15 protein-coding genes, 1 tRNA gene and 1 pseudogene are annotated in these 16,673 nt (G+C 64.0%); 8 read left to right on the top strand and 9 right to left on the bottom strand.

What is annotated here, in order from left to right; genetic code table 11:
- Window positions 1–34 precede the first annotated feature (34 nt).
- The 3 genes from GQB03_RS20065 to GQB03_RS20055 all read left to right on the top strand — a co-directional run bounded on the left by GQB03_RS20065 (window position 35) and on the right by GQB03_RS20055 (window position 4,658).
- A tRNA-Ile gene (locus tag GQB03_RS20065) sits at window positions 35–113 on the top strand.
- Between the two features lie 415 nt (window positions 114–528).
- The gene (locus GQB03_RS20060; RefSeq protein ID WP_159693122.1) at window positions 529–1,566 is read left to right on the top strand and encodes an HD domain-containing phosphohydrolase; all 1,038 of its coding nucleotides are present in this window, start codon (window positions 529–531) and stop codon (window positions 1,564–1,566) included.
- 29 nt (window positions 1,567–1,595) lie between these two features.
- Window positions 1,596–4,658, top strand: coding sequence for a response regulator (locus tag GQB03_RS20055; RefSeq protein ID WP_159693120.1), 3,063 nt, complete (start codon window positions 1,596–1,598; stop codon window positions 4,656–4,658).
- Between the two features lie 18 nt (window positions 4,659–4,676).
- Here the strand turns inward: GQB03_RS20055 and gloA are convergent, their stop codons facing one another.
- Entirely contained in the window at window positions 4,677–5,060 is a 384-nt protein-coding gene (gene gloA, locus GQB03_RS20050; RefSeq protein ID WP_159693118.1) for a lactoylglutathione lyase, read from the bottom strand.
- A gap of 3 nt (window positions 5,061–5,063) precedes the next feature.
- Window positions 5,064–5,864 carry a M48 family metallopeptidase gene (locus GQB03_RS20045; RefSeq protein WP_159693116.1) on the bottom strand — a complete coding sequence of 267 codons (801 nt, stop codon included), beginning with the start codon at window positions 5,862–5,864 and terminating at the stop codon, window positions 5,064–5,066.
- A gap of 63 nt (window positions 5,865–5,927) precedes the next feature.
- Here GQB03_RS20045 and GQB03_RS20040 point away from each other — a divergent pair, with 63 nt between their 5' ends.
- A complete protein-coding gene (locus tag GQB03_RS20040; RefSeq protein WP_159693114.1) occupies window positions 5,928–6,308 on the top strand; it encodes a hypothetical protein in 381 nt (126 codons plus the stop codon).
- Between the two features lie 18 nt (window positions 6,309–6,326).
- Here the strand turns inward: GQB03_RS20040 and GQB03_RS20035 are convergent, their stop codons facing one another.
- The 5 genes from GQB03_RS20035 to GQB03_RS20015 form a co-directional block, all read right to left on the bottom strand.
- Window positions 6,327–7,076: a competence/damage-inducible protein A gene (locus tag GQB03_RS20035; protein WP_159693112.1), complete on the bottom strand. Its 750-nt coding sequence runs from the start codon at window positions 7,074–7,076 to the stop codon at window positions 6,327–6,329.
- Between the two features lie 21 nt (window positions 7,077–7,097).
- Window positions 7,098–7,862, bottom strand: a complete 765-nt coding sequence (locus GQB03_RS20030) for an EI24 domain-containing protein (RefSeq protein WP_159693110.1) — start codon at window positions 7,860–7,862, stop codon at window positions 7,098–7,100.
- Window positions 7,863–7,979: 117 nt separating this feature from the next.
- Window positions 7,980–9,278 carry a TRAP transporter large permease gene (locus GQB03_RS20025; RefSeq protein WP_159693108.1) on the bottom strand — a complete coding sequence of 433 codons (1,299 nt, stop codon included), beginning with the start codon at window positions 9,276–9,278 and terminating at the stop codon, window positions 7,980–7,982.
- A gap of 10 nt (window positions 9,279–9,288) precedes the next feature.
- The gene (locus GQB03_RS20020; protein WP_159693106.1) at window positions 9,289–9,807 is read right to left on the bottom strand and encodes a TRAP transporter small permease; all 519 of its coding nucleotides are present in this window, start codon (window positions 9,805–9,807) and stop codon (window positions 9,289–9,291) included.
- A 56-nt stretch (window positions 9,808–9,863) separates the two neighbouring features.
- Window positions 9,864–10,853, bottom strand: coding sequence for a TRAP transporter substrate-binding protein (locus tag GQB03_RS20015; protein ID WP_159693104.1), 990 nt, complete (start codon window positions 10,851–10,853; stop codon window positions 9,864–9,866).
- Window positions 10,854–11,009: 156 nt separating this feature from the next.
- Here GQB03_RS20015 and GQB03_RS20010 point away from each other — a divergent pair, with 156 nt between their 5' ends.
- The 4 genes from GQB03_RS20010 to GQB03_RS19995 are packed head-to-tail and all read left to right on the top strand — an operon-like array spanning window position 11,010 to window position 14,162.
- Window positions 11,010–11,552 carry a winged helix DNA-binding protein gene (locus GQB03_RS20010; protein WP_159693102.1) on the top strand — a complete coding sequence of 181 codons (543 nt, stop codon included), beginning with the start codon at window positions 11,010–11,012 and terminating at the stop codon, window positions 11,550–11,552.
- 10 nt (window positions 11,553–11,562) lie between these two features.
- Window positions 11,563–12,312: a 5-oxoprolinase subunit PxpB gene (gene pxpB / locus GQB03_RS20005; RefSeq protein WP_159693100.1), complete on the top strand. Its 750-nt coding sequence runs from the start codon at window positions 11,563–11,565 to the stop codon at window positions 12,310–12,312.
- Complete coding sequence (locus GQB03_RS20000) at window positions 12,309–13,355, top strand: 5-oxoprolinase subunit C family protein (RefSeq protein ID WP_159693098.1); 1,047 nt, start codon at window positions 12,309–12,311, stop codon at window positions 13,353–13,355. The genes pxpB and GQB03_RS20000 overlap by 4 nt, the downstream gene beginning before the upstream one ends.
- A gap of 18 nt (window positions 13,356–13,373) precedes the next feature.
- A complete protein-coding gene (locus GQB03_RS19995; RefSeq protein WP_159693096.1) occupies window positions 13,374–14,162 on the top strand; it encodes a LamB/YcsF family protein in 789 nt (262 codons plus the stop codon).
- A 70-nt stretch (window positions 14,163–14,232) separates the two neighbouring features.
- Here GQB03_RS19995 and ggt read toward each other — a convergent pair whose 3' ends face one another.
- Window positions 14,233–16,164: a gamma-glutamyltransferase gene (gene ggt / locus GQB03_RS19990; protein WP_159693094.1), complete on the bottom strand. Its 1,932-nt coding sequence runs from the start codon at window positions 16,162–16,164 to the stop codon at window positions 14,233–14,235.
- A 369-nt stretch (window positions 16,165–16,533) separates the two neighbouring features.
- Window positions 16,534–16,673: pseudogene (locus GQB03_RS19985) on the bottom strand (IS5/IS1182 family transposase); the annotation flags it as partial.

Genomic DNA, 16,673 nt, shown 5'->3' with positions numbered 1-16,673 from the left:
CTTACCGGTCAAAGGCAGATCGCCTGCGACCAACGGGCCTCTAGCTCATGCCTGGTTAGAGCAGCGGACTCATAATCCGTTGGTGCTCGGTTCGACTCCGAGGAGGCCCACCAATCAAAGCCCCGTACCTCAAGGTTGCGGGGCTTTTTCTTTGCATGCTGCGCATCGGCGGGAGTCGGCCCCTGCACGAACGTGAAAACCAAGTGGGTCATCGCACCCGTCAATCCGGCGGGCACCGTCAACACAGCGCGACCGGATGTACCGCTACACATTCTGGAAGCGGCTCCCTTGCTTGAGAAATCCCGTTGGCACCATTCCCTTAGCACAGAAGGGTCGACACCTCCGCCGATTGCCATGCCTCTGGTCCGGCGAACTCCTTACCGGAACGGCGAGACGCTCCAGCACATCGTCCAGGCCTCATCGCAGCCACGGAATATCAATTTCACATCGAGTCGCTTCAGAGTTGCCCCGAGAGTGCCGTAAGGCTCAATGTGGATTCACATTCGAAAACGCATGGGCGGCCACAGAATGAACGTAGTCATTGTCGATGACACCCCGCTGAACCTCACCCTCATGCAGGCCTTGGTAAGCAAGGTCGAAGGCTGCACCGCGATCAGCTTCGGCAACCCTCGCGAAGGCCTGGAATGGTGCCTTCAGAACGACCCGGACCTGCTGATCGTCGATTACATGATGCCGGAGATCGACGGTATCGAGTTCATCCGCAGACTCCGCGCCGACAAGTTCTCGGAAGGCCTTCCGATCCTCATGGTGACGGCCGATCACGAAAAGCAAACGCGCTACGACGCACTGCACTGCGGCGCCACCGACTTCCTGAACAAACCGATCGATCGCCACGAATTTCAGCCTCGGGTCAGAAACATGCTGGCGCTGCGCCGGGCTCATCTCGCAACGCGCGAGCAAGCCCGGATACTCGCTGTCGAGGTCGAGCGCGCGACCGCCGAGATCCACTCGAGGGAAAGAGAAACGGTCGCCCGGCTTGCGCGAGCCGCAGAGTTTCGGGACCCCGAAACCGGCGCACACATCCAGCGCATGGCGCACTATTCAGCGCTTATCGGCCGCAAGCTCGGGCTTTCTGATCACTTCGTGGATGCGCTGCTGCAGGCAGCCCCGATGCATGATGTCGGAAAGATGGGCATCCCCGACCACATCCTTCTCAAGCCCGGGAAACTGACCCCGGAAGAATTCGAGATCATGAAAGGCCATCCCAGGATAGGCCATGACATTCTTAAGGACTCGAGTTCGCCGGTACTGCAGCTCGCCGCGAGCATTGCGCTCCATCGTCACGAAAAATTCGATGGAAGCGGTTATCCACAAGGGCTGCATGAAACGGCCATCCCGCTGGAAGGACGGATCGTTGCAGTGGCCGACGTATTCGACGCGCTGACCTCGGCACGCTCCTACAAGAAGGCGTGGCCACTCGAACAGGCGGTTGAAATGCTCCGCGAGGGTAGAGGCAGGCATTTCGACCCCGAATGTGCCGACGCCCTGCTCGGAGCCTGGGACGAAGTACTACAGATCAGGGACCGGTTCCGCGACGAACAATGACACGGCAAGCACGGCGGTCTTCAACAATCATGCAAACCTCGCTTGGCTATCGCCTCGCGGGTCTGTTCAGTCTGGTTTTTGCGCTGATGCTGGCGGCGTTTGCCTACTACACGGCAGGGACGCAGACCCGTCTCATCAACCAGCGCCTCGAGACCCACGCGCTCACACATGCGCGGGTGCTTGCGGCAGCGGCCGAACTCGCACTTGAGACAGGATCCAACGAGGCGCTCGAAGCGGCGCTGGTGGCAGTCTCCGGTGCGCCGGGACTGTACTCGGCAGAGGTCGTTGCGGGCAACGGCGCGATCCTCGCTTCACGCATCCGCTCGGCTGACGGAAGCTGGCAGGATCCGGGGCCACGCACGTCGCTCCCGAAACCATCCGCAGAGCGGATCGGACAGCCTGCGGATCTATTGTTCAGCGGAGCGTCCATCGGTCCCGGCGGCGCACTTGGACGGGTGGGGCTGACGTTCGACCGCAGCGCGGCTCGCAATACCGACAAACAGATCCGCAGCAATGCGATGGCCGGCGGTGCGATCATGCTGCTCATCACGATCTGCACGGTCTTTCTGGCCTTGCGCCGGCCGATGAACGACGTCGCACGGGCGGCTGCCTTCGCCCGGGGCCTGTCGACCGGGAAGCAGCCCCCGCTGGAAACGTCCTCCGCAGCGCCGGAGCTGGCCACGCTGGCAGACGATCTGAATCAGGCAGCCGCATCGCTGGAACAAGGAAGACGGGCGCTGGCCTACAGCGAACGCCACTACCGCGAACTCGTGGAGACGCTTGCCGAACCGGTGTTCGAAGCCGACAACGAATTCCTGATCACGTATGTAAACGCGCCCTGGGAGCACGTACTTGGCCGCAGCCCGGAGGAAACGCTGGGCAAACACCTGAATGCCTTCATCACCGGTGACACCAACGAAACCTTCAGCACCGCCCTCGGAACATTGCAGCATGAAGGAGCCGCTGCCGGCCCGGTTGTCATTCACGGTCTGCGTCCGCGTGCGCGTGAGGGATCACTCGACCTCAGGATTGCGCCACGATTCGACGACGCCAACCGGCTGGTTGGATACAGCGGCGCAGTCAGCGATGTAAGCGTGCACAAGGAAGCGGAACGCAAGCTCAAGGACTCGATCCATGCAGCCGAAGCGGCCAGCCGCACGAAGAACGCATTCCTGGCCAACATCAGCCACGAGATCCGCACACCGATGAATGCGATCATCGGGATGACCGATCTGGTGCTCGATTCCGAGCTATCCGACGAGCAGCGCGAATACCTCGGACTGGCACGCAATGCTTCGGAAACCCTGCTGGGGATCATCAACAACATCCTGGACTTTTCCAGAATCGAATCTGGCCAGGTGGATTTCGAACAGATTCCCTTCAGCCTCAGGGCATGTGTCGATCTCGTCATCGAGGGCGTCGCCGAAAGCGCTCACACCAAGCGGCTCAAGCTGAGCAGCCAGGTCGATCCGATGGTCCCCGACGCACTGGTTGGCGATCCGCACAGAATCCGGCAGGTACTGCACAACCTCGTTGGCAACGGCATCAAGTTTACCGATCAGGGCTTCGTCAGCCTGCGGATCGAACTCCTCTCACGGGATGAAACCGAAGTCGTCCTTCGGTTCGCGGTTCGCGACAGCGGCGTGGGCATTGCTCCGGACAAACAGGCATGCATCTTCGATGCCTTCAGCCAGGTGGACGATTCGGCAACCCGCCGTCATGGTGGCACCGGGCTCGGCCTCACCATTTCCGGCGAGCTTGTCGCACGCATGCATGGACGGATCGAGGTGAACAGCGAACCCGGCGAGGGCAGCACCTTCAGTTTCACCGCACGCCTGCCCATCGCCCAACCGGCCTCGCAGGCCAATAACTCTGACTGGACGCTCGAGAACATGCCCGCGCTGATCGTCACCGGCGGCGAGCGTCAGAACTGCCCCCTTTGCGAGATGATACGCAACTGGCAGATGCAGCCCGTTCAGGCCGAGAGTGCGAGCCGCGCCCTCGAACTCCTCGAAAGTCACGCCACGGCAGGACAAGCGTTCCCGTTAGTCATTCTTGGCGACAGTCCGGGCAACGATGACGTATTCGAGCTCGCCGAATCGATCCAGCACAACCCGCTGGTCCGCCCTCGGGTCATGATCCTGGTCGCAGGTGCCGGACAGCGCGGTGACGCGGCGCGCTGCCGGGCACTTGGCGTATCCGCTTACCTAACCCGCCCGATCGAGGCATCGGATCTTTTCAACGCAATCCTGCAAGGCTTTTCCCCCCGTCGCGACGGCGCGCTGATTACACGCCACAGCTTGCGCGAGCGCCATAACAGCCTCCACGTCCTGGTTGCCGAGGACAACCCGGTCATGCGGGAAATGACGCTCAAGCTGCTCGAACGTCTCGGCCATTCCGCGCACAGCGTTACAAACGGGCTCGAAGCGGTCGAAGCGAGCGCGGCAGCACGTTTCGATCTGATACTGATGGACATCCAGATGCCGGAAATGAGCGGTCTGGAGGCCACCGCAGCAATCCGCAAACGGGAAGCGAGCGAAGGTCACTACACACCGATCATCGCCCTTACCGCCGAGAGCCGCGAAGCGGATCGCGAGGCAAGCCTCGCGGCCGGCATGAACGGTCACGTCACCAAACCTGTCCGCGCTGCGGAATTCGCCACGATGCTCGACGCGGTAGCCCGCGGCAGCGCTACCGGTAGCGCCGAGGCCCAGGCAGTCCGCGACGAAGGGAAAGCCGAAAAGACCTTCGACCGCGAAGCGGCCATCGATTATCTGGGAGGCGACACCGCGCTGCTGTCCCAACTCGTGAAGATGTATCTCGAAGGCGAAGCCGAGGCCCGCACCCAGCTCAATCGCAGTATTGAAGATCAGGACTATCGCGCGGCCTACGCGATAGTCAGTACCATCAAGGGTTCGGTCGGAAGCCTTGCCGCAAATCCGGCAGTGGCGGCGGCAAGCCGCGTCGAACAGCTGTGTCGCGACGGCGGAAGCCCCCTGCTCGCCGATGCGCTGCGCACGCTTCAGCAGGAACTGGGCAGATTGGCCGAAGCGCTGCGCAACGAATTGACAGCCTCCCCCGGCCCCGGCTGACGCGCGCCGGCGCCGCGCTCAGGCGCGCTGTATCAGCTCGATCTTGTAGCCGTCAGGATCCTCGACGAAGGCGATCACGGTTGAGCCGTGTTTCATCGGGCCAGCCTCACGCACCACCTTGCCACCACGGGCCCGGATATCGTCACAGGCCTTGTAGGCATCATCGACTGCCAGCGCGATATGCCCGTACGCTGTCCCGAGCTCGTATTCCGTGACGCCCCAGTTATGCGTCAACTCGAGCACCGCCCCGTTCGCCTCGTCCTGGTAGCCAATGAAGGCAAGGGTAAACTTGCCTTCGGGATAATCCTGGCGTCGCAACAGCTTCATGCCCAGCACCGAGGTATAGAAATCGAGCGACCGGTCAAGATCACCGACCCTCAGCATGGTGTGAAGAATCCTCATTTTTCAGTCCTCCTGCATCAGATTGTCGTACCCATCCTGCGCCTCGATTCTCGGCAGGCCGGCCGATTCAGTCCGCAGCGCTGCGCGTGCGGCACGCCACTGCGGGCAAAGCGATTCGACGACGGCCCAGAATCGCGGGGAATGATTCATCTCACGCAAGTGCGCGACCTCGTGAGCGACAACATAGTCAATCAGCTCCGGCCGCAGGTGGACTAGCCGCCAGTGCAGCCGGATACCCGTACGGCTGCTGCAACTGCCCCAACGGGTGCGCGCCGCAGTCAACCCCACCTTTGGGCACGATACACCGAGTCGCAGGCAATATTCGGCGACCCGTTCGCGATACCAGCCGATCGCCCTCATCCGCAATGCGCGAACCAGCGTCTGCTGCAGATCGCCCCCGCCGGGAAGCTCCAGCCCCTCGCCGCCGTCCGGCGTTCGGCGCCAGCGAGCACCGCGGCTTCGCTCGGCAATGCTAATCCTCACCTGCTCGCCGAGCACCGGCAATAGCGCGCCATCCACGATCTCGAATGCCACCGGCCGCGGCCCGGCAAGCTGGCGCGACAGCTGACGTTCCAGCCAGTCGCGGTGCTGCGCGACGAAGGCTTCGACCTGCGATACCGGCGTACCGAAGGGCGCCGCCACCCGCACCCCGCGCGGGTCCACCTGCAAGGCCAGGCTACGACGCTGCGAGAACCGCAGCAAGTAGCGAATTTCCCGCTCGCCCAGGTGGAAAACCTGCTCGCGGCTGTTTGCCGGCCGACTGCGGGAAGCCGACGAGGAGCCCGGGCCGCTCAAGCCGAACATCCCGCTTCAAGCATTCTGAGATTCATCCGATAATTCCATGATCATCAACTCGCGTTGCCCATCATGTCCCACATCGAAACTGCCATCCACACTGCCTCGCAGTCGCTCGAGGAACCTTTCCAGGCACGCATCTGCACCATTTGGGGCGTGTGGGTCCGGCTGCTCAACCAGGACCATCTCAAGGGCGCCTTCAGCCGCGAAGAGGACGCGCGCGCCTTTGCCCGAAAGGCCGCCGGCCCCCAGATGCTGGCCGAAGTGCGACAGACACGGGTGATCATGAACCTCGATGCCAATGAAGCCTATCCGCTGGGCGAACCGAAGGACAGGCTGCGCGCCATCGACGTGGACTTCATGCATCGCACGCGCTTGCAGACCCTGCGCGCACAGGCCTTGTCGCGCCTTTCCGAGGAAGAACTGTCTGCCCTGGGGTTGCTCAAGGGCTAGGGTTTCCCCAGGCAGCACTCAGGGTTTGTCCTGCCACTCATAACCAAGTGCCCCGACTTCCCGCTTGATGCGCGTCATCGCCGCGCTGACCCGCTCTTGCGGCCCTTTCATGCCTAGCTCCACGGAACGGCGCCCCCCCTCGCCGGCAATGGTCGGCAGGCTGAACAACGTCGCATCCGGAAAATCCGCGGTAATCGCCTCCATCAGCTGAATCAGCTTGCCTTCGTAGGCATCCCAGACCGTAATCGCCTGCTCCACATAGTCTTCCTGATGATGCAGGTGCGCGAAGCGTGTATCGAGCACCCATTCGACCATCGGCCAGGCCATGACCGGAAAGCCCGGAACGAAGAAGTGTTGCCGTATCGAGAATCCGGGAATCTGGTTGTAGGGGTTGGGGATGATCTCGCTGCCAACCGGATAAACCCCCATTTGCAGACGGTGTGCGGTGGTCTCGTCGCCGAAGCGCAGGCGGATCTCGCGCTCCGCATCGGGGTGCAGCGCCATCGCCAATCCCAGTGCCGCACCGCAACATTGCCGGGTATGGTCGTCAGGGGTCGCGCCGATGCCGCCAAAGCTGAACACGATATCTCCGGTGGCAAAGCTCTCCTTCAGCGTCTGGATCAGCCGCGGCGGCTCGTCGCCGACGTAGCGGACCCACGAGAGCTTGAGACCTCTCGCCAGCAGCATCTCGGTCAATTTGCTGCGATGCTTGTCCTCGCGACGGCCGGACAGGATTTCGTCACCGATGATGATTGCGCCAAAGGCCATGTCTATCTCCGCAAGAACGTGTCAGGGTTGCTGCCGCGGGGCCGCATCGACCACCACCCAGCCGCTCTCCTTGCGATGCTGCTCGAGCGCAGTGAGCAGGTAGTGAACGAAAGCCAGGCCACAGAACGCCGGCGCAAAGAGGTTGACCACCGGCACATAGGCGAGCGCCGCGCAACCGATGCCGAGCAGCAGCATCGAGCCGTCATGGCGCTTCGACAGCGCTTTCATCTCGTCGCGATCGGCATGCATCATCAGCGCATCGTAGCGGAAGGCCCGGCGGTTCAGCCAGGCGGTGAGCATCAGCGGAATCGCCAGCCCCAGCCCGGGGACCAGCCACAAGGGCAGCGACAACAGCATCGCCACCGCAAAAACCAGCGCCGCCCAGAGCGCGTTGAGCGCACTGCCGGTCTGGCTGCCACCGCGCCGCTCCTCAAGCAGGGCGTAATCAGTGCGCGCCACACGCTCGAGCATCAAAGGCAGCGAGATCGTGGCAACGAGTATCGCCGCAGTCACATAAATCAGCGGCAGCAGCGCAAGCGCCAGCGCGATCTGCACCGTGACCGACACGAAGCCGGCACCGAATTCGGACGAGCTCGTCCACGAGTGCAGCCAGTCCCAGCCATTGAGCGCACCCATGGCCATTCCGGTAAGCGTCCCCCAGAAGCCCACTGCCAAGCCGATCCACACCACCAGCGACAGCAGGCCCGGCCACAGCAGGTGCCAGAGGATGTCACGGCGCGCAAGGCTGCGGATGGCATGGGCATAGGCACGGAGGATTTCTTTCATCTGCTTGCGGTCTTCAATCTGCCTGGGGGACAAGCACGGATTGTAGCGCCGGCCGGGATTTGCCGCCCGGCGCCTCCGGCCGCAGCCGGCGGGCAGCGGCATCGCGCCGCGGCAAACTCAGCCGATCATCTTCGCCGGCAGCCAGGTCACCAGCCCCGGAAACAGGTAGAGCACGACAACCGCCACGCACATCAGCAGGAAATACGGCATCGCGTAGCGCGCCACTTCAGTCATCTGTTTTCCGGTCATGCCTTGCAGGACGAAAAGGTTGAAGCCGACCGGCGGCGTGATCTGGGCCATCTCGACCACCACCACGACAAAGATTCCGAACCACAGCGGATCGATGCCGGCAGTCTGGATGGTCGGCAGCAACACCGCCATGGTCAGGACCACCACCGAAATACCGTCGAGAAAGCAGCCCAGCAGAATGAAGAAGCCGGTCAGGGCGAGCAACAGGCCGGCCTGAGACAGACCGAGCCCGGAGATCCATTCGGCGAGATGGCGGGGTAGTCCGATATAGCCCATCGCCAGCGTAAGGAAGGCCGAGCCGGCAAGGATCAGGGCGATCATGCAGTACAGGCGGGTGGCCCCCATCAGGCTGGCCACGAAGGTCTCGCGCGACAACGCGCCTTGCGTGGCGGCAATCACGAAGCTGCCGAGCACGCCGAGCGCCGCTGCTTCGGTGGCGGTGGCGATTCCCAGGTAGATCGAGCCGAGCACCGCGCCGATCAACAGCGCCACCGGAATGAGGCTGGCCGACAGCCGCAGCTTCTCGACGAAGCTTGTCGGCGCATCTGGCGCGGGGATCCTGTCCTTGTTCCTCAACGACCAGAGGATCACCCAGCCCATGAACAGGCTGGCCAGCAGCAGGCCCGGGAACACGCCGCCGATGAATAGCTTGGCGATGGAGACATCCGCCGAGACCCCATAAACGATCATGATGATCGATGGCGGAATGAGCAGCCCCAGGGTACCGGCGCCGGCGAGCGTGCCGATCGTCATCGATTCCGGATAGCCGCGCTTCGCCAGCTCGGGCAGGTTGATCTTGCCGATCGTGGCACAGGTGGCAGCCGATGAGCCCGACACCGCGGCGAACAACGTGCACCCGATGATGTTGGTATGCAGCAGCCTGCCGGGCAGCGCGCCCAGCCACGGCGCCAGCCCGCGAAACATGTCGGACGACAGGCGCGTGCGGAAGAGGATCTCGCCCATCCACAGGAACAGCGGCAAAGCGGTCAGCGTCCAGCCGGAACCGGTCCCCCAGATCGCCACTGCCATGCCGTCGCCCGGCGCGCGGGCGGTGAACATCATCATCCCCAGGTAGCCCACCGCCATCAGCGCCAGGCCGATCCATACGCCACCTGCCAGCAGTAGCAACATCGCGACAACGAGAAAGCCCGCAGTCATCAGTTCCATCGGAGCGTCCTCATTCGAAGCGGGCAGCTTCCTGGCCGGGAGCGGTCAGGCGTGCGGGTTGGCGACCGAGCGAGGTCATCACCAGGTCGTCGAGCAGTGCGATCAGAAGTACCGCCGTGCCGACAGCCATTGCAATCTGCGGGATCCACAAGGGCGTGGCATCGACACCCTGCGAGACATCCCCGAATTCGTAGGACTGCAACACCAGCCGCAGGCTGTACCAGCCGAGCAGCGCCACGACCCCGCTTGCGACCGCCAGCGACACCCACTCGAGAAGGCGCCGAAGGCCTGCGGGCACGCGCTCGAGCAGGAGCGTGACGCGGATGTGCTCGCCGTGCTTGAAGGTATAGGCAAGCGCAAGAAATCCGCAGGCCGCCATGCAGTAGCCGGCGTAGTCATCGGTGCCGCGCAGGTAGATACCCAGCGGACGGCTGAAGATTCCCGCCGAGACCATCAACAGGGTACCGACCATGCCGAGCGCGGCGAGCACGCCGGCGAAGCGGTAAAGAAAATCCAGGAACTGTCGCATGATGCGCTCCCACCGGACCACGGACGTCGGGCGACGCCCGCGGGACGGTCAATCGGTCACTTGGACGCGCGGTAGGCGTCGAGCACCGCCTTGCCCTCGGGGCCGGCTTTGTCGAGCCACTCGGCGGTCATGCGGTCCCCCACCTTGACGAGGTCTGCACGCAACGCATCCGAGGCCGGCAGCACCTTCATGCCGTTCTTCTTGAGCTGATCGACATACCACGCGGTTTTTTCCTCCGAGACTTTCCAGCCACGCGTCTCTGCGGCGACGGCAGCGTCGAGCACCACCTTGCGAGCTGCGGGATCAAGCCCGTCGAAGACCTTCTTCGAGACGAAGACCATGTTCTTCGGCAACCACGCCTGCACATCGAAATAATAGGAAAGTTGCTCCCAGCTCTTCGAGTCGTAACCGGTGGAAGACGAGGTGATGTTGGCCGAGACCACGCCGGTGGCCAGCGCCTGGGTCAGATCCGCAGCCTGCACGGTTACCGGCTGGGCGCCCATCAGTTCGATCATGCGCGCGACCGTCGGGCTGTACGAGCGGATCTTGACGCCCTTGAGGTCGGCAATCGAGGTCAGTGCAGTCTTCGAATAAATGCCTTGCGGCGGCCAGGGCACAGCGTAAAGGAGCTTCAGCCCGTTCTTTGCGAGCCGCGCCTCGACAGCCGCGCGTGACGCTTTCCAGAGCCTTGCCGATTCCGCGTAGCTGGTGGCAAGGAAAGGCACGGTATCGATCGCGTAGATCGGGTCTTCGTTGGCCAGGCTGGAGACCAGCAACTCGCCGATCTGGGCCTGCCCGCCCTGCACCGCACGCTTGATCTCGTTTGCCTTGAACAGCGAGCCCCCGGGATGCACCGTGATCTTGAGCTTGCCGCCGGTGCCCTTGGCGATGTCGTCGGCAAACTGCTGGATGTTCTCGGTATGGAAATTGTTGGCGGGATAGGGCGTAGGCATGTCCCAGGTGGTCTGGGCAAGCGCAGCGGACTGGATCCCCAGCGCTGTGAATGCCGTGCAGGCAATGGAGCAGAGTCGCGGCAGTTTGATCATCGTGCTTACCTCCGGAGATTTCGACGGCGAAACATGAACGGATGGATGAAACGGGGAAGAATCGCGCTCGATGCGACCTCTCGGATCACATCGACGTTGCAAGACTGGTATTTTGTCTATAATTTGTCAAGACATTATCGACGAAGTGAGAACACTATGCCCCGATCAGCCACGTCGCCGGCAGGCACCGAACCCAACCGCATCGTCTCCTCGAATCATCTCGTGTCCGCCAAATCGCCAGAGCTCTCCGAGTTCGAGTACGGCATGATCGTCGCGTGGCATGCCTTTTCCCGCTGGATGATGCGCTGCATGGCGGCCACCGGCTACGAGGACATGACCACCATCGACGTGCTCGTGCTGCACCATGTCACCCACCGCGACACGGCCAAGCGGCTGGCCGACATCTGCTTCGTGCTCAATGTCGAAGACACCCACGTGGTGTCGTACTCGCTCAAGAAGCTCGCCGGGCTCAAGCTGGTCAGCAGCGCGCGCAAAGGCAAGGAAGCCTTTTTCTCGGCAACCCCCGAGGGGCGGGACGCCTGCATGCGCTACCGCGGCCTGCGCGAAGCCTGCCTGATGCCCGGTTTTTCCGGGAACGAGGACGAGAACGAACACCTCGGCGAGCTTGCCCGTCTGCTTCGTACGCTGTCCGGCCGCTACGACCAGGCCGCCCGTGCCGCGTCCACATCGAGCCTGTGAGCCCACCCCGATGAATCCGCGCATTCTCGACGTCGGCAACACCGCCTTCACCGTCGAATTCGGCAATCTCATCAGCCCAGCCCTGCTCGCCGAGGTCAACGCGCTCGACGCTGCGATAGCACGCGAGCGGGGCAATCCCGCATTCGCCGGCATCATCGAGACCGTGCCGACCTTCCGCTCCCTGACGATCATCTACGATCCGCTCGCCACCTCACGCGAAACGCTCGAAAGCGCGCTCCAGGGGCTGCTCGACGAAACCGAGCATGCGCCGCTGCGCGCCGGTCGCCATTGGCGCCTGCCTGTCTGCTATGGCGGCGAGAGCGGCCCGGACCTCGACCACGTAGCTGCCGCCAGCGGCCTGGACACGCGGGAAGTCGTTGCCCTGCATGCCGAGACCGAATACAGCGTGTACATGCTCGGCTTCCTGCCGGGCTTCCCCTTCATGGGCGATCTGCCGCCTGCACTGCATCTGCCGCGACGCACCGAACCGCGGGTTCGCGTGCCGGCCGGCAGCGTGGCGATCGCCACCGGGCTGACCGCCATCTATCCCTGGGAGAGCCCCGGCGGCTGGCATCTTCTCGGCCGCTGCCCGGTTCCGCTGTTCGACGCCCGCTGTCCGGCGCCGGCCCTGCTCGCGGCAGGAGACCGGGTGTGCTTCGAGGCGGTCGACAGCGCCACCTGCAGCACCATCGCAGCTGATTGCGCTGCCGGCAGGATCGACCCGCACCGCTGGTGCATCGCGGAGGCAACACAGCCATGAACCTCTTCGAGATCAAGAGTGCAGGCGCACTCTCGTCGATACAGGACGCCGGCCGCCGGGGCTACAGGCGCTTCGGCGTGCCCTCGGCCGGCGCGCTCTCAACGCCCTTGATGCGCATCGCCAACCGGCTGGTCGGCAATGACGAACACGCGCCCGTCATCGAATGCTTCGGCGGCGGCCTGCACCTCGTGGTACGCGAGGGCAGCATCCGCGTCGCGCTGACCGGCGACGCCACCGCGCAGTTTTCGCGCGAAGGGACGAAAACCCCGCTCGCGCCGTGGCGCAGCACCACGCTCGTCGCCGGCGACGAACTGCGCCTGCAGGGCAGCGGTCGCGACCGCGCGGTAACGCTCGCAGTGGCCGGTCTGGACTGCCCGCGCCAGATGGGCAGCGCCGCAACCTACGCGCGCGCCGGACTCGGTGGCCAACATGGCCGCCCCCTGGCCGCGGGAGACAGCTTGCGGGCAGCCGAGCCGCCCGGCACGCCGGAACAGGTACTGCGCAAACCGCCAGCGATCGACCGCGGCGCGTCAATCCGGCTGGTCGCCGGCCCGCAGGCCGATTTTTTCGACGAGTCGGCGCTGGCGCGCCTTAGCGCATCGGAGTACCGCATTAGCTCGGAGGCCGACCGCATGGGCATGCGCCTCGAGGGCCCGCCTCTGGCCCATCGCGACGCCGCATCGCGCGAGATCATCTCGGACGCGACAGTCCCCGGGTCGATCCAGGTGCCGGGCAACGGCTTGCCGATCGTGCTGCTCGCCGACGGGCAGACCGCCGGCGGCTATCCCAAGATCGCCACGGTCATCTCGGTCGATCTGCCACTGCTCGCCTTGCGCCGGCCCGGCGACCCGGTGCGCTTTTCACTGGTCTCGGTGGCAGAAGCGGAATCGCTGGCCCGCAGCGAGGAAGCCCGCATCCGCGCCCTGCTTGCGGCCATCGTCCCGCTGGCGGAAGACGGTATCGACCTTGAAGCCCTGTACGCCGGCAATCTCATCGGCGGCATGATCGACGCGCTGTCACCCGAGTACCGGACGCTCACCTGAACCCACGGAAGACACGACATGCAGCTCAATCTCAACGCAGACCTCGGCGAATCCTTCGGCGCCTGGAAGATGGGCGAGGACGATGCGCTGCTGGGCATCGTGGATTCGGCCAACATCGCCTGCGGCTTCCACGCCGGCGACCCGCTGGTGATGCGCCGCACAGTACGTGCTGCCCTTGCCGCCGGCACCAGCCTCGGCGCCCACCCGGCCTTCCCCGACCTGCAGGGTTTCGGCCGACGCGTCATGCACATGGCGCCGGACGAACTCGAGGCCGCGATCATTTACCAGCTCGGCGCGCTGACGGCCATGGCCACCGCCGAGGGCGGGCAGCTGAGTCACGTGAAGCCGCATGGCGCACTCAACAACATGGCCTGCGAGGACGCCGCGATGGCGGCCACGGTGGCACGCGCGGTCAAGGCCTTCGACGCGGGCCTGATCCTGCTCGCACCGGTGCTCTCGGAGCTCGCCCGCGCGGGCGAGCAGGCGGGCCTCGCGGTGGCGCTCGAAGTCTTTGCCGATCGCGCCTACACCGAGCGGGCCACGCTGGTGCCACGACGCGAGGCCGGCGCCGTGCTGCACGAGTCGAGCGACTGCATCGCCCATGTCCAGGGCATGATCGAGGCCGGCGGCGTGGTCACCGTCAGCGGCAAGGTCTTGAAAACGCCCTTCCACAGCATCTGCGTGCATGGCGACAACGCCCACGCGGTCGATACCGCGCGGCAGCTGCGCAGCAGCCTCGAGGCGGGGGGCCATACCCTGCTGCCGCTGCCGGCACTGTTTGGTCGAACGGTCCGGACAAGGTCATGACGGCTCCGCGCCGCAAATGACAACGGGCGGCCGAAGCCGCCCGTCTTACCATCACCCGCCTCGACGGGCTCTACATGCGGTGACCTTGAGCGCGCTTGTCGCCGCGATCGCCGTACCAGTCATCATGCCCGTGCCGCGGCCGCGGCAGACCGATCACCGTACCTTCGCGGCGCTGGTCTGCCCCGCCGTACTGCTTGCCGGTACGCAGATCCACCACCACGCCCTGCACCGAGCCGATGCTCGCGGTACAGGTAGGCACGCCACCGACCATCGGCAGGCTGTGCCCCAGGCTCGACAGGAAATCGAGCGAGGCCTGCGGGAAGGCCGGCTCCATGCCCGGCTCGCAGGACACCGACCCGCCGGCGCTGGTCACCGACAGGCGCGGCGCATCGATCGCCTGCTGCATGGTCATGCCGTGGTCGATCAGGTTCAGCGTCATGTTGAACACCGAGTTGATGATCGTCGAGCCGCCGGGCGAGCCGTAAGCTGCCACGGGCTTGCCATTCTTGAACAACATCGACGGTGACATCGACGAACGCGGCCGCTTGAAAGGCGCCACATCGTTGGCACCGGGGTTGCCGGTGGCGGCATCGTACTGCGGCGTGAAGTTGAAATCGGTGAGCTCGTTGTTGAGCAGGAAGCCGTAGCCCGGAACCATGATGCCGGTACCCCAGGTGCTCTCGATGGTGGTCGTGTAGCTGACCATGTTGCCCCACTTGTCCACCACCGAGAAGTGGGTGGTGTGGATGCCTTTCTCTTCATCCAGCGGCGCCAGCGCGAGCTTGGTATCGCTATCGATCGCGGCGATGTTGCACGGGTTGGGATCGCCGGCCAGCGGGGTGCTCATGCGGGAGAGCGGATCGATCAGCGCACGCCGGGTGGCAAGGAAACACTCCGACAGCAGCCCCCGCTCGGGCACCGGCACGAAATCGCTGTCTCCCATCCATACCGCGCGGTCTGCAAAGGTCACGCGCATCGCCTCGATCATGGTGTTCATGGTTTTGGGCGCACCAAAACCCCAGCCGGCGGATACATCACCCACCGGGAAAGGCTCGAGAAGCTTGAGCATCATGATCACCGACAGGCCGCCCGAGGACGGCGGCGACATCGACTTGATGGTGTAGCCCCGGTAGGTACTCTCCACCGGCTCGCGGATCTTGATGTCGTAGGCCGCGAGATCGTCCGTTGTCATGCGGCCGACGCCCGCATCGCCGATCTGGCTGCGCTTCTGCACCGCGACGATGGCGTCGGCGATCTCGCCCTTGTAGAAGACGTCGATACCGTTCTTGGCGATCAGGCGGAAGGTCTTGGCCAGGTCAGGCTGCTTGAGCAGGTAGCCTTCGGGCAGGGGACTGCCGTCCGGCAAACGGAAGATCGCCTTGGTCTCGGGCTGCAGTTCGGTCCGGGAGCTCTCGATGTTCGCCGCCAGGAAACGGTTGATCATGAAACCGTCCTCGGCCAGCTTGATGGCCGGGCGCAGCGCGTAGGCGAGCGACTTGGTGCCCCAGTTGCGCAGCGCATGATCAACGCCCATCAGCGTACCGGGCACCCCCACCGAGACACCACTAGTCGACGCGCCGGTAAAGGTCTGCCCGAGGAACATGTCAGGCGTCGCCGCGGCGGGCGCCTTCTCGCGCGACTCGACAACGAATGTCTTGTTCTGCTTTGCCAGGTGGATGACCATGAAACCACCACCGCCGATGCCCGAGAACTGCGGCTCGACCACATTGAGCGCGAACTGAATGGCCGCGGCCGCATCGATCGCGTTGCCGCCATTCTCCAGCATGCGCGCGCCCGCCTCAGCCGCGAGGGGATGCGATACCGCGACAACCCCTTGGGTATAGCCACGCCCTTCGACCGCCAGCGAATCGAACTTGCTCTGGCCGTGGCCCCACTCGTCCCGACGGGAATCGTCGCGGGCAACGGCGGGCCCGATCAGGCTGAAGGCGAGGATGCCCGAAACGAGGGCACCCACCGCCCCCCTTGTCCTTCTGAACGCCATGGTATGTCTCCCATTCTGACTATTGTTGTGTCGGCGCGCCTCCGATGCGTTCGGAGAAACACTTTCTCAGTCTAGACGGGTTGGGCCTGAAAGAAAGGACGTCGTCACCCGTACATTAGCGCAAACCCGGTGCAGGGGGTTTTCGGCTCATCGGGCCCAACATCGACGCATGACCGTGGCTTGGTATGCCGAGCTTGCGCTGTCCCGCCCAGCTAGCAGGCTGATGCAAAAGCGCCAGACTCCTCACCAGCAAATGACCCCAGCGTAATTTTCATGGCGACTTCACGGTGAGATTTGATTTCTCAATTCGATTCGAGGTGCCGAATCGCGCATCGGAGGACGCTCCGACGGGCAGTTTCGGATACCACTTCATGCTTCCGCTCTCGAATTGCTCAATTTCGCAATTCTGAGAAGGTTGTAGGCCGCGCCGGATATGAAGGCCGCCATCTGGGTTTTCGCCTGACCAATGAATCGGGTCTTTCTCATTCCGCCCACCGTCTTGAGCCAGC

It is taken from the genome of Cognatazoarcus halotolerans, assembly GCF_009800965.1.
Classification (GTDB): Bacteria; Pseudomonadota; Gammaproteobacteria; order Burkholderiales; family Rhodocyclaceae; genus Cognatazoarcus; species Cognatazoarcus halotolerans.
The sequence above is the reverse complement of the archived record's forward strand: the minus strand, read 5'-3'. Positions and strand labels throughout refer to the sequence as shown.

Bases quoted from the DNA above. Each gene is read 5' to 3' on its own strand.
- GQB03_RS20060 (WP_159693122.1), top strand. From the start codon at position 529: ATGAACGTAGTCATTGTCGATGACACCCCGCTGAACCTCACCCTCATG.
- GQB03_RS20055 (WP_159693120.1), top strand. From the start codon at position 1,596: ATGCAAACCTCGCTTGGCTATCGCCTCGCGGGTCTGTTCAGTCTGGTT.
- gloA (WP_159693118.1), bottom strand. From the start codon at position 5,060: ATGAGGATTCTTCACACCATGCTGAGGGTCGGTGATCTTGACCGGTCG.
- GQB03_RS20045 (WP_159693116.1), bottom strand. From the start codon at position 5,864: ATGTTCGGCTTGAGCGGCCCGGGCTCCTCGTCGGCTTCCCGCAGTCGG.
- GQB03_RS20040 (WP_159693114.1), top strand. From the start codon at position 5,928: ATGTCCCACATCGAAACTGCCATCCACACTGCCTCGCAGTCGCTCGAG.
- GQB03_RS20035 (WP_159693112.1), bottom strand. From the start codon at position 7,076: ATGGCCTTTGGCGCAATCATCATCGGTGACGAAATCCTGTCCGGCCGT.
- GQB03_RS20030 (WP_159693110.1), bottom strand. From the start codon at position 7,862: ATGAAAGAAATCCTCCGTGCCTATGCCCATGCCATCCGCAGCCTTGCG.
- GQB03_RS20025 (WP_159693108.1), bottom strand. From the start codon at position 9,278: ATGGAACTGATGACTGCGGGCTTTCTCGTTGTCGCGATGTTGCTACTG.
- GQB03_RS20020 (WP_159693106.1), bottom strand. From the start codon at position 9,807: ATGCGACAGTTCCTGGATTTTCTTTACCGCTTCGCCGGCGTGCTCGCC.
- GQB03_RS20015 (WP_159693104.1), bottom strand. From the start codon at position 10,853: ATGATCAAACTGCCGCGACTCTGCTCCATTGCCTGCACGGCATTCACA.
- GQB03_RS20010 (WP_159693102.1), top strand. From the start codon at position 11,010: ATGCCCCGATCAGCCACGTCGCCGGCAGGCACCGAACCCAACCGCATC.
- pxpB (WP_159693100.1), top strand. From the start codon at position 11,563: ATGAATCCGCGCATTCTCGACGTCGGCAACACCGCCTTCACCGTCGAA.
- GQB03_RS20000 (WP_159693098.1), top strand. From the start codon at position 12,309: ATGAACCTCTTCGAGATCAAGAGTGCAGGCGCACTCTCGTCGATACAG.
- GQB03_RS19995 (WP_159693096.1), top strand. From the start codon at position 13,374: ATGCAGCTCAATCTCAACGCAGACCTCGGCGAATCCTTCGGCGCCTGG.
- ggt (WP_159693094.1), bottom strand. From the start codon at position 16,164: ATGGCGTTCAGAAGGACAAGGGGGGCGGTGGGTGCCCTCGTTTCGGGC.